Source organism: Methylobacterium carpenticola, assembly GCF_042748905.1.
GTDB classification, from domain to species: Bacteria; Pseudomonadota; Alphaproteobacteria; order Rhizobiales; family Beijerinckiaceae; genus Methylobacterium; species Methylobacterium carpenticola.
The window spans coordinates 5,874,361-5,885,804 of sequence record NZ_JBHZEO010000001.1; the positions used below are offsets into that span (position 1 = coordinate 5,874,361).

The window sequence follows — 11,444 nt, forward strand, 5'->3', positions numbered from 1 at the left end:
GACCGGGGCTGCGGCCGTGACCGCGATCCGCCCGGCCGAGGCGTCCAGACCATGTGGGTCCTCCCGAGCCTGTGAGTCCTGGGGAGTGCGGGCATCCGGCCGGCTCCCCTCCGCACTGTGACACGGCGGCCACGGACAGCCCGGCCGGACTGGAGTAGGAGCCAAGCTCACGCGGACAAGGACGAGCCACGCACGGATGCGCCCCCTCCCGATCGCTCTCTGCGCCGCGCTCGCGGTGTCCGGCTGCAGCGGGTTCCTGCCCGCCTCGGGGCCGACCACCAGCGCGGTGACCGAGGGCGCGGACGTTGCCACCGATCAGGGCCTGCTGGCCCGCTACGAGATCATCGACGTCACCCCCGCGGTGGTGGAGGGCCTGCGCGGCCGGCCCCTCGACAGCCTGCTCGCCTCCTTCGGCGACCGTCGCCCCTCCGTGGAGCCGGTGATCGGCATCGGCGATGCGGTCACGGTGACGATCTGGGAGGCGAGCACGGGCGGCCTGTTCTCCGGCGCCCTGCTTCCCGACCGGTTCTCGTCCGGCTCGAAATCCGCCACCATCCCGCCCCAGGTCGTGACCCGCGACGGCACCATCACGGTGCCCTATGCGGGCCGGATCGCGGTGGCGGGCAAGCGCGTCCAGGACGTGCAGACCCAGATCGAGCAGGAACTCGCCGGCAAGGCCATCGAGCCGCAGGTCATCGTCACGGTGACCCAGCCGGCCAGCACCGTGGTGACGGTGACGGGCGAGGTGACGGCGGGCGCGCGCATCCCGCTCTCCACCAAGGGCGACCGCCTGCTCGACGTGATCGCGAGTGCCGGCGGCGTGCGCGCGGCGGTGAGCGAGACCTTCGTGCGCCTGTCGCGCGGCCAGACCACCGCCACCGTGCCGCTCACCGCCGTGGTGTCGAACCCGCGCGAGAACATCTACCTGCGGCCCGGCGACACGCTGACCCTGGTGCGCGACCCGCAGACCTTCCTCGCCACGGGCGCGACGGGGGTGAATTACGAGATCCCGTTCCAGGCCGAGGGCATCACCCTCGCCCAGGCCCTCGCCAAGGCGGGAGGCCTGCGCGACTTCCAGGCCGATCCGGCGGGCGTGTTCCTGTTCCGCTTCGAGCCGGCCTCGGTGGTGCGCCGCCTGCGCCCGAACAGCCCGCTCCTCGGCAGCCCGCAGGTGCCGGTGGTCTACCGGATCAACATGCGCGACCCCAACAGCCTGTTCGTCTCCCAGGCTTTCCGGATGCGCAACCGCGACCTCGTCTACGTCTCCAACGCGTCCTTCACCGAGGTCCAGAAGGTGCTGAGCGTGTTCTCGACCATCACGGCGCCGGTCGCGGCGAGCGCCTCGGTCTACTCGTCCACCAAGTGATACGGTTTCCGGACGATCACTTTCGGAACCCGTATCACGAGCCCGCGCGGCGCCTGAGCGAGGCCGGTTTCCGCATCGCGAAGCGATCATCCGGAAACCGTATGATTCGTCCACCAAGCGAGGCGAGGCCGGCGCGGGCGCCGCGCCGCTTCCAGGCCCGCCCGCGAAACGAAGAAGGGGTCCCGCAAGGGACCCCTTCTTCGTTCCGGCACCGTGCCGGAGGGCCGCCGGCCCTCCGGCGAAGCCGTCAGCGGCTGAACTTCTTGTACTTGATGCGGTGGGGGATCGTGGAATCGACCCCGAGGCGGCGCTTCTTGTCCTCCTCGTAATCCGCGAAGTTGCCCTCGAACCACTCCACGTGGCTGTCGCCCTCGAAGGCCAGGATGTGCGTGGCGATGCGGTCCAGGAACCAGCGGTCGTGGCTGATGATCACCGCGCAGCCCGCGTAATCCTCCAGCGCCTCTTCGAGCGCCCGCAGGGTGTCGACGTCGAGGTCGTTGGTCGGCTCGTCGAGGAGCAGCACGTTGGCGCCGCTCTTGAGGATCTTGGCGAGGTGGACCCGGTTGCGCTCGCCGCCCGAGAGCACGCCGACCTTCTTCTGCTGGTCGGAGCCCTTGAAGTTGAAGGCGCCGCAATAGGCCCGGGAATTGATCTCGCGCTTGCCGAGATAGAGGATGTCGTTCCCCCCCGAGATCTCCTGCCAGACCGTGGCGTCGGGGTTGAGCGTGTCGCGCGACTGGTCGACGTAGCCGAGCTTGACGCTCTCGCCGATCCGGATCGTGCCGGTATCGGGCTGTTCCAGCCCCGTGATCATGCGGAACAGCGTGGTCTTGCCCGCGCCGTTCGGCCCGATCACCCCGACGATGCCGCCCGGCGGCAGCTTGAAGCTGAGGTCGTCGATCAGCAGGCGGTCGCCGAAGGCCTTGCCCAGGCCCTCGAAGTCGATGACGTTGTTGCCGAGCCGCTCGGCGATCGGGATGACGATCTGCGCGGTCGAGGGCCCCTTCTCCTGCGACTTCGCCACGAGTTCCTCGTAGCGGGCGATGCGGGCCTTGGACTTGGCCTGCCGGGCCTTCGGCGAGGCGGAGACCCATTGCTGCTCGCGCTCGAGGGTGCGCTGGCGCGCCTCCTCCTCGCGGCCCTCCTGGGCGAGGCGCTTCTGCTTCTGCACCAGCCAGGACGAGTAGTTGCCCTCGTAGGGGATGCCCCGGCCGCGGTCGAGCTCCAGGATCCAGCCCGTGACGTTGTCGAGGAAGTAGCGGTCGTGGGTGACGATCAGGATCGCGCCCGGGTAGCTGCGCAGGTGCCCTTCGAGCCACGCCACCGTCTCGGCGTCGAGGTGGTTGGTGGGCTCGTCGAGGAGCAGCAGCTCGGGCTGCCAGAGCAGCAGGCGGCAGAGGGCGACGCGGCGCTTCTCGCCGCCCGAGAGGGTCGCCACCGCCACGTCGTCGCCGGGGCAGCGCAGCGCATCCATGGCCTGATCGACCTTGGAATCGAGATCCCACAGGCCCTTGGCCTCGATCTCGTCCTGGAGGCGGGTCATCTCGTCCGCCGTCTCCTCGGAATAGTTCATCGCGAGGTCGTTGTAGCGGTCGAGGATGGCGCGCTGTTCCGCCACGCCCTCCATCACGTTCTCGCGCACGGTCTTGCTGGCATCGAGCTGCGGCTCCTGCGGCAGGTAGCCGACCCGGGCGCCCTCGGCCACGAAGCCGTCGCCGCTGAAGTCCTTGTCGATGCCCGCCATGATGCGCAGCAGGGTCGACTTGCCGGCGCCGTTGACGCCAAGCACGCCGATCTTGGCATCCGGGTAGAAGGAGAGGTGCACGTTGTCGAGCACCTTCTTGCCGCTCGCGTAGGTCTTGGTGAGACCCCGCATGTGGTAGATGAATTCACGGGCCATGGGGTGATCCTCGGGGCGAGCAGCGCGGTCCCGCAATGCCGATGCGCCGGGCCGGCCATCACGGGCGCCGGCGCGGGCCTGACGCGCGATGAAATGGGATGGGGCCCGCGATACCAGGGCGGCCGGGGGGGTGCAAGGCGGGGCCTTCGCGGCGCGCGGCCTACCCGAACGGGTTCTTCACGCTCTCCGTTTTCGCCTCCGCCCGCGGCGCCTCCTCGGGCAGGTCCTCCCCCTCCAGCGCCGCCACCACCGCCTCGAGGATCCGCTTGAGCGCGCGGGCCCGCTCCAGGCTCTGCCGGTCGCGGGCGAGGTCGAGGGAGCCGTGCAGCACCACGCGCTCGGTGCCGTTCTCGACCGTCAGCGGGCCGATCGTCTGCACGGTGGCGTCATCGGCGAAGGGGGTCAGCGTGCGGGACGAAGCGGACATGGTCGGTTCTCCCGGGTCGTCAGAACAGCGAGCGGATCGCCTCGCGCAGGGCGCGCTTGGCCATCCGGGTCAGCTCGGCGGCGAGCCAATCCACGAAGGAGGGCTCGGCCTTGCGCGAGCGATGGGTCCCGGCATGCTCGTCGCGGCGGGGCTCGGGCAGCGGCATCGCGCGGCCGCGGGCCGTCTCGGGCAGGCTCGGGAACACCACGATCCCGGCGAGCGCGGCGAGCTGCGCCGGAGAGACGGTTTCCCACCCGGCATCGGCGGCGTTGCGGGCGAGATAGACGCCCGCCTCCCCCCGGCGCGGGTCGTAGACCGCCTTGAACAGGCGCGTCGGCACGAGGACGCGACCCTTCAGGGCCTGGATGTTGCCGCCCTCGAAGACCGGTCCCGTGACGACGTAGAGCTCGCCCCGCTCGACCGCCAGCGCCCGCACGGCGCTCTCGATCCCGGCCCAGAGGGTGCGGTTCAGGTCCGGGTTCTGCGGCACGATGTTGGCGAGGCTGAAGGATTCCGCCTGCGAGGCCGGGTCCGGCATGTCGCCCGAGGGCGCCAGATGTCCGCGGTCGTAGCCGCTGCCCCCATAATCCGAGAGGTCGGCCCGTCCGGTGGCGGGCAGGCGCACCTCCTCGTGGAAGGCATCCACGCGGTCGACCCGGCGGGCGGCCTCGATCCGGGCGCGGTCGAGCCGCTCGGCGGCGTAGAGCGGCGTGCGCGACAGGCCCGAATGCAGCACCGCGAAGGCCCGGTAGCAGAGCAGCGTCGCGTCCGCGGAGAGGCGCGGATTGGCGAGCACGGGCGGCTGCCCGCCCGCGAACTGCTCCGGGCAGGAATCGGCCAGCGCCGGGCCTGCGGCGAGGAGCAGGAGGGCGAGGAGCCGCGCGGCCATGCTCAGAAGCAGACCCGCACCCGGCGGGGTCCCTCGGGGGTCGGGCGCCAGCGCCACGCGCAGGGCGGCCGATAGAGCGGGTTCCAGACGCAGTGCAGGAAAAGGTCGCAGGTCTCGCCACCGGGCGCGGCGGCCGGCGCGTTCGGCGGCGGCGCGGCGGGCGGCCTCGCATCCGCGGTCCACGCGGACGCGCAGGCGACCATGAGACCTCCGGTCGCAAGCCAAGCTCTCACAAGCCAGGCTCTCATCCGCGCGCGCATCCGCCACTCACCCCTGGGGACAAGCCGTCGCCGGAGATCCGGCCCGGTCGCCTTCTAACCTACGCCAGGACCAATGTCCCGGGCTGCGGCGACGGATCGGATTCAGCAGGGGTTCAGAACGTTGTTCGGACTTGTTACAAACCGCACCGCCGCGGCCGGGTGTCTTCTGCCACCTCAATGGCAACCCGGTCCCGTTCGGCTATAAGGGGCGTTCGATGCGCGGCTGTCCGCCCTGCGCCGGATGACATTGAAATTCCTCGCTGAATGCCGCGCCGGGCAGGGCTGTGGCGACGCGTCAACAACGGGTGTACGATCTTGTCAGCACTGGTTCTTCCCCTCCTCGACCGTGTCCGTGACGCGACGGATCTTCGCACCCTTCCGGAGAGCGACCTTGCGCAGCTCGCCGAGGAACTGCGCGCCGAGACGATCGACGCCGTCTCGGTCACCGGCGGCCATCTCGGCGCCGGGCTGGGCGTCATCGAGCTGACGGTCGCCCTCCACTACGTCTTCAACACCCCCGACGACCGCCTGATCTGGGACGTCGGCCACCAGGCCTATCCGCACAAGATCCTCACCGGGCGCCGCGACCGCATCCGCACCCTGCGCCAGGGCGGCGGCCTCTCCGGCTTCACCAAGCGCGCCGAGAGCCCTTACGATCCCTTCGGCGCGGCCCATTCCTCCACCTCGATCTCCGCCGGGCTCGGCATGGCCATCGCCCGCGACCTGCGCGACGCCGCCGCCCGGGCCCGCGGCGAGACGCCCGAGCGGCGCAACGTGGTGGCGGTGATCGGCGACGGCTCGATCTCCGCCGGCATGGCCTACGAGGCCATGAACAATGCCGGCGCGCTGCGCTCGCGCCTGATCGTGATCCTCAACGACAACGACATGTCGATCGCGCCCCCGGTCGGCGCCATGTCGGCCTACCTCGCGCGGCTGGTCTCGGGCGACACCTACCGGAGCTTGCGCGACACCGCCAAGCAGTTCGGCCGGCTCTTGCCCAAGGCCCTGTACGACACTGCGGCGCGTGCCGAGGAATACGCCCGCGGCATCCTGGCGGGCGGCGGCACGATGTTCGAGGAACTCGGCTTCCACTATGTCGGGCCGATCGACGGGCACAACCTCGACCACCTGCTGCCGGTGCTCAAGAACGTGCGCGACGCGCCCGAGGGCCCGGTGCTGGTGCACGTGGTGACCCAGAAGGGCAAGGGCTACGCCCCGGCGGAAGCGGCGGCCGACCGCGGTCACGCGGTGGTGAAGTTCGACGTGGTCTCGGGCCAGCAGGTGAAGGCCAAGCCGAACGCGCCGAGCTACACCAAGGTGTTCGGCGACAGCCTGGTTCGGGCGGCGAACGGGGACGACAAGGTGGTGGCGATCACCGCGGCGATGCCCTCGGGCACGGGGGTGGACATCTTCGCCAAGGCGCATCCGGACCGCACCTTCGACGTGGGCATCGCCGAGCAGCACGCGGTGACGTTCGCGGCGGGCTTGGCGGCGGAGGGCTACCGGCCGTTCTGCGCGATCTACTCGACGTTCCTGCAGCGGGCCTACGATCAGGTGGTGCACGACGTGGCGCTGCAGAACTTGGCCGTGCGGTTTGCGCTGGACCGGGCGGGTCTGGTGGGGGCGGACGGGGCGACGCATGCGGGGGCGTTCGACCTGGCCTACCTGTGCTGCCTGCCGAACATGGTGGTGATGGCGGCGGCCGACGAGGCGGAGCTGGTGCACATGGTGGCGACGGCGCACGCGCACGATGCGGGCCCGATCGCGTTCCGCTACCCGCGGGGCGAGGGCGTGGGCGTTGAGCTGCCGGAGGTGGGCGAGGTGCTGGCGCTCGGCAAGGGGCGGGTGCTGCGTCGTCCGGAGGGGGCGCGGGTGGCGGTTCTGAGCCTGGGGACGCGGCTGGCGGAGGCGCTGAAGGCGGCGGACCAGCTGGAGGATGCGGGGCTGGGTGTGACGGTGGCGGATGCGCGGTTCGCCAAGCCGTTGGACGAGGCGCTGATCCTGGATCTGGCGGGGAGCCACGAGGTTCTGGTGACGGTGGAGGAGGGCTCGACGGGGGGCTTCGGGGCGATGGTGCTGCACCTGCTGTCGGCGCGGGGCGCGCTGGACGGGGGGAGCGTGCGGGTCCGGACGCTGACGCTTCCGGACGAGTACCAGGACCACGACACGCCGGCGCGGATGTACGCGCAGGCGGGCCTGGACGCGGCGGCGATCGTCAGGACCATCCGCGACGTCCTGCCCGCGGAGCGCCGGGAGCGCACCCGCCTGCGGCGCGCGTAACCTGAACGGTTGCGGGAACGGCACGCCGCCCCGCAATCGCCGCCCTCGCCTTGTCGGCGGGATCCCCGAATGGCAGAAGCGGCGGGCCCTTGGCCCCCGCAGGGCTGCCCGTCGCGCCTTGCGCGGCCCTCAAGCCGGACAGTGACGCAGAGCATGATCGAGGCCTCGGACCGCACCTTGTCTGAAGCCCGGCCGGAGGTCGGCCCGGTGCTGATCACCGGCGCGAGCGGCTTCCTCGGCCCGGCTCTGGTCGACGTCTTCCGGGCGGCCGGCTTCCCGGTGCGCATCCTGGTGCGGGCGACGAGCCCGCGCACGAACCTGACGTGGCCCGACGTCTCGGTCGCCGAAGGCGACATGCGCGATCCCGTGGCGGTGGCCGCGGCCATGACGGGCATGCGCTACCTCGTGCACGCCGCCGCCGATTACCGCCTCTGGGCGCCCGATCCCGAGGAGATCGTGCGCACCAACCGCGACGGCACCCGGGTGCTGATGCAGGCCGCGCTCGATGCGGGCGTGGAGCGGGTCGTCTACACGTCGAGCGTCGCGACCATCAAACCGCACGACGACGGCACGCCCGCCGACGAGACCCGCCCCCTCACCCCCGAGACGGCGATCGGCGCCTACAAGCGCAGCAAGGTCGTGGCCGAGCGGGTGGTCGAGGAGATGGTGGCCCGCCACCGGCTGCCCGCCGTGATCGTCAATCCCTCGACGCCGATCGGCCCCCGCGACGTCAAGCCGACGCCGACCGGCCGCATCATCGTGGAGGCGGCGAACGGCAGGATGCCGGCCTTCGTGGATACCGGCCTCAACCTCGCCCACGTGGACGACGTGGCGGCCGGCCATCTGCTGGCGCTCGGCCGCGGGCGCATCGGCGAACGCTACATCCTGGGCGGCGAGAACGTGCTGCTGTCGCGGATGCTCGCCGACATCGCCGGGATCGTGGGCCGCAAGGCCCCGACCGTGCGGCTGCCGCGCGCGGCGGTCTATCCGGTCGCCGTCGTCTCCGAACTCGCCGCCCGCTTCACCGGCAAGGCCCCCCTCGCCACCCTCGACGGCATCCGGATGTCCCGCTACCGGATGTTCTTCTCCGACGCCAAGGCCCGGGCCGAACTCGGCTATTCCGCCCGGCCCTACGCCCGGGGCCTGGAGGATGCCGTGGCGTGGTTCCGTCAGGCAGGATACATCCGATGACCACCGCGACCGAGGCGCGCTCCGGCAAGTCGCACCGCGACGAGAACTTCCCGGTCGCGTCGCACCTGATCCATCCGCGTCACCGCGCGCCGATCCTGGCCTTCTACAACTACGTCCGGGCCGGCGACGACGTGGCCGACAACGGCGAACTCGCGCCCGAGCGCAAGATCGCGCTCCTCGACGGTCTGGCCGATGCGCTCACCGGCGCCGGCCCCGCCGATCCGGAGGCCGAGCCCCTGAAGGCGGCGCTCGCCGCGCGCGGGTTGCCGCCGCGCCACGCCCTCGAACTCCTCGAAGCGTTCCGCATGGATGCGCGCAAGACGCGCTACGCGGATATCGACGAGCTGATGCACTATTGCCGCTACTCGGCCATGCCGGTGGGGCGCTTCGTCCTCGACGTGCACGGCGAGGATCCGGCCGCCACCTGGGCGGCCTCGGACGCGATCTGCGCGGCGCTCCAGATCATCAACCATCTGCAGGATTGCGGGAAGGATTTCCGCCAGCTCGACCGGGTCTACCTGCCCCTCGACCTGATGCGCACGCACGGCGTCGCGGTGAGCGCGCTCGGGGCCGAGACGGCCTCGCCGGGCCTGCGGGCGGTGATCGGCACCCTGGCGCATCGCTGCCTCGACCTCCTGCACGAGGGGCGCGCCCTGCCGGATCTCATCGAGGACACGCGCCTCTCCATGGAGATCGCGGCGATCCACCGGCTCGCGGTGGCGCTCGCCCGCGGCCTCACGGCCCGCGATCCCCTGAGCGAGCCCGTGCATCACGGCAAGGCCGCCTTCGCGCTGATCGCCCTCGCGGCCGCGGGCGCCGCCCTGGCGCGGCGGCCGTTCCGGCGGCGCCTCATCCCCTCCGTCCGCGGAGCCCGTCCGTGACCGCCCTCGCCTCGCCCGCCACCGCGCCGGCCGCCGAGACCCCGGCGCAACCCGCGTCCGGCTCGTCCTTCTATTCCGCCATGCGCCTGCTGCCGGCCGGGCAGCGCGACGCCATGTACGCGGTCTACGCCTTCTGCCGGGCGGTCGACGACGTCGCCGACGAGGGCGGGCCGCGCGAGGTGCGGGCCGCGGAGCTCGACCGCTGGCGGGCCGACATCGACGCCCTCTATGCCGGGCAGCCCGTGCCCCGCGTCGCGGCGCTGGCCGCGCCGGTGCGGGAATTCGGCTTGAAGCGCGAGGATTTCCTCGCGGTGATCGACGGCATGGCGATGGATGCCGAGGCCGACATCGTGGCACCCGACGCCGCCACCCTCGATCTCTATTGCGACCGGGTCGCGAGCGCCGTGGGGCGGCTCTCGGTGCGGATCTTCGGTCTCGCCGAGGAGCCGGGCCGGGCGCTCGCCCACCATCTCGGCCGGGCGTTGCAGCTCACCAACATCCTGCGCGACATCGACGAGGATGCCGAGCGCGGGCGCCTCTACCTGCCGCGCGAGCGGCTCGCCGCGATCGGCCTGACGCAGCCGACCCCCGAGGCGGCTTTGCGCCACCCGCGCCTGCCCGAGGTCTGCGCGGCGCTCGCCGCCGAGGCGGAGGCGCATTACCGGACCTCCTGGCAGATCATGGCCAGGGCGCCCCGGCGCGCCACCAAGGCGCCGCGGATCATGGCGGCGGCCTATCACCTGATCCTCGACCGGCTGCTCGCCCGCGGCTGGGCGGCGCCCCGCCCCCGGGTGAAGCCCGGCAAGCTCGCCCTCGTCGGCGTCCTCCTGCGGCACGGGATCCTGTGATGGCGGGCACCGTTCACGTTCTCGGCGCGGGGCTCGCCGGTCTCTCGGCGGCGGTGCGGTCGGCGCAGGCCGGGCAGCGCGTCGTGGTCCACGAGGCGGCCAAGCAGGCGGGCGGGCGCTGCCGGTCCTACTACGATCCGGCGCTCGGCCTCACCATCGACAACGGCAACCACCTGCTGCTCTCGGGCAACCGCGACGCCCTCGACTTCCTGAGCGCGGTGGGCGCCCCCGCCGGGGCTCTCACCGGCCCCGCGGAGGCCGCTTTCCCCTTCGCCGACCTCGTCACGGGCGAGCGCTGGACCCTGCGCCCCAATGCCGGGCGCCTGCCCTGGTGGGTGCTCGCCGCGGGCCGCCGGGTGCCGGGCAGCCGCGCCCGCGATTACCTCGCGCCCCTCGGCATCTTCCGCGGTGCGGGCAAGGCCGCGACCATCGGCGAGAGCATGGCCTGCGAGGGGCTGCTCTGGAACCGGCTCTGGCGCCCCGTGCTGCTCGCCGCCCTCAACACCGAGCCGAGCGAGAGCGACGCCGGCCTCGCCGCGACCATCCTGCGCGAGACCCTGGGCGCGGGCGGGCGGGCCTGCCGGCCCCTGGTGGCGGTCGAGGGCCTGTCCACCGCCTTCGTGGAGCCGGCCCTGGCCTTCCTGGCCCGGGCCGGGGCCGAGATCCGCTTCGGCCAGCGCGTGCGGGGGCTCGGGCTGGCCCAGGATCGCGTGCTCACCCTCGATTTCAGCGACGGGTCCGAGGTGCTGGAGCCGGGCGACCGCGTGGTCATGGCCCTGCCCGCCTGGGTGGCGGCCGACCTGCTGCCGGGTCTCCCGGTGCCGCAGGAACACCGCTCGATCGTCAACGCGCATTTCGCCGTGGCGCCGCCGGCGGGCTCGCCCCTGATCCTCGGCGTCGTCGGCGGCCTGACCGAATGGCTCTTCGCCTATCCGGACCGGCTCTCGGTGACGATCAGCGGGGCCGACCGGCTCCTCGACACGCCCCGCGAGGACCTCGCCGCGGCGATCTGGGACGAGGTCGCGCGCCTCACGGGGCAGGCGGGCGCGCCCCTGCCCCGCTGGCAGATCGTCAAGGAGAAGCGGGCCACCTTCGCGGCGACCCCGCAGGAGGCCGGGCGGCGGCCGGGTGCGCGCACGCACCTCGCCAACCTCGCGCTGGCCGGAGACTGGACCGCGACGGGGTTGCCGTCGACCATCGAGGGCGCCATCCGATCGGGGGCCGTGGCTGCGGCGATATTCACACAGGACCGGGCAGCCTTGCGCGGAGCCGCTTGACGGCGGCCTCCGCGCCCGGAACAGCTTGAGCAGAGGCGGCGTTCGTTGCAGCGCCGCGAAATCGGAAACCCATTCGGCGGCAGGGCGGGCCGCCCGACCAGGAGAAGGCAAGAACATCGTGGGCA

Annotated in this window: 9 protein-coding genes; 6 read left to right on the plus strand and 3 right to left on the minus strand. The window is 72.2% G+C overall.

Annotation, left to right across the window (positions count from 1 at the left end):
• The first annotated feature begins 196 nt into the window (after positions 1-196).
• Positions 197-1,366 carry a polysaccharide biosynthesis/export family protein gene (locus tag ACE101_RS27200; RefSeq protein WP_379136458.1) on the plus strand — a complete coding sequence of 390 codons (1,170 nt, stop codon included), beginning with the start codon at positions 197-199 and terminating at the stop codon, positions 1,364-1,366.
• A 247-nt stretch (positions 1,367-1,613) separates the two neighbouring features.
• Here the strand turns inward: ACE101_RS27200 and ettA are convergent, their stop codons facing one another.
• The 3 genes from ettA to ACE101_RS27215 form a co-directional block, all read right to left on the minus strand.
• Positions 1,614-3,266: an energy-dependent translational throttle protein EttA gene (ettA, locus tag ACE101_RS27205; RefSeq protein ID WP_379136461.1), complete on the minus strand. Its 1,653-nt coding sequence runs from the start codon at positions 3,264-3,266 to the stop codon at positions 1,614-1,616.
• A gap of 160 nt (positions 3,267-3,426) precedes the next feature.
• Entirely contained in the window at positions 3,427-3,693 is a 267-nt protein-coding gene (locus tag ACE101_RS27210) for a hypothetical protein (RefSeq protein ID WP_379136463.1), read from the minus strand.
• A 19-nt stretch (positions 3,694-3,712) separates the two neighbouring features.
• Complete coding sequence (locus tag ACE101_RS27215) at positions 3,713-4,582, minus strand: DNA/RNA non-specific endonuclease (protein ID WP_379136465.1); 870 nt, start codon at positions 4,580-4,582, stop codon at positions 3,713-3,715.
• Between the two features lie 575 nt (positions 4,583-5,157).
• On the opposite strand from ACE101_RS27215, the gene dxs reads away from it, so the two are divergent.
• The 5 genes from dxs to hpnE all read left to right on the plus strand — a co-directional run bounded on the left by dxs (position 5,158) and on the right by hpnE (position 11,319).
• Complete coding sequence (gene dxs, locus ACE101_RS27220; RefSeq protein WP_379136467.1) at positions 5,158-7,122, plus strand: 1-deoxy-D-xylulose-5-phosphate synthase; 1,965 nt, start codon at positions 5,158-5,160, stop codon at positions 7,120-7,122.
• Between the two features lie 153 nt (positions 7,123-7,275).
• Entirely contained in the window at positions 7,276-8,313 is a 1,038-nt protein-coding gene (hpnA, locus tag ACE101_RS27225) for a hopanoid-associated sugar epimerase (RefSeq protein WP_379136468.1), read from the plus strand.
• Positions 8,310-9,194: a squalene synthase HpnC gene (gene hpnC / locus ACE101_RS27230; RefSeq protein WP_379136471.1), complete on the plus strand. Its 885-nt coding sequence runs from the start codon at positions 8,310-8,312 to the stop codon at positions 9,192-9,194. Before hpnA ends, hpnC begins: the two co-directional genes overlap by 4 nt.
• A complete protein-coding gene (gene hpnD, locus ACE101_RS27235; RefSeq protein ID WP_379136474.1) occupies positions 9,191-10,042 on the plus strand; it encodes a presqualene diphosphate synthase HpnD in 852 nt (283 codons plus the stop codon). The genes hpnC and hpnD overlap by 4 nt, the downstream gene beginning before the upstream one ends.
• Complete coding sequence (gene hpnE / locus ACE101_RS27240) at positions 10,042-11,319, plus strand: hydroxysqualene dehydroxylase HpnE (RefSeq protein WP_379136477.1); 1,278 nt, start codon at positions 10,042-10,044, stop codon at positions 11,317-11,319. Before hpnD ends, hpnE begins: the two co-directional genes overlap by 1 nt.
• Positions 11,320-11,444: the final 125 nt, after the last annotated feature.

Excerpts from the sequence above, each read along its gene's own strand:
- ACE101_RS27200 (WP_379136458.1), top strand. The coding sequence starts at position 197 with ATGCGCCCCCTCCCGATCGCTCTCTGCGCCGCGCTCGCGGTGTCCGGC.
- ettA (WP_379136461.1), bottom strand. The coding sequence starts at position 3,266 with ATGGCCCGTGAATTCATCTACCACATGCGGGGTCTCACCAAGACCTAC.
- ACE101_RS27210 (WP_379136463.1), bottom strand. The coding sequence starts at position 3,693 with ATGTCCGCTTCGTCCCGCACGCTGACCCCCTTCGCCGATGACGCCACC.
- ACE101_RS27215 (WP_379136465.1), bottom strand. The coding sequence starts at position 4,582 with ATGGCCGCGCGGCTCCTCGCCCTCCTGCTCCTCGCCGCAGGCCCGGCG.
- hpnA (WP_379136468.1), top strand. The coding sequence starts at position 7,276 with ATGATCGAGGCCTCGGACCGCACCTTGTCTGAAGCCCGGCCGGAGGTC.
- hpnC (WP_379136471.1), top strand. The coding sequence starts at position 8,310 with ATGACCACCGCGACCGAGGCGCGCTCCGGCAAGTCGCACCGCGACGAG.
- hpnE (WP_379136477.1), top strand. The coding sequence starts at position 10,042 with ATGGCGGGCACCGTTCACGTTCTCGGCGCGGGGCTCGCCGGTCTCTCG.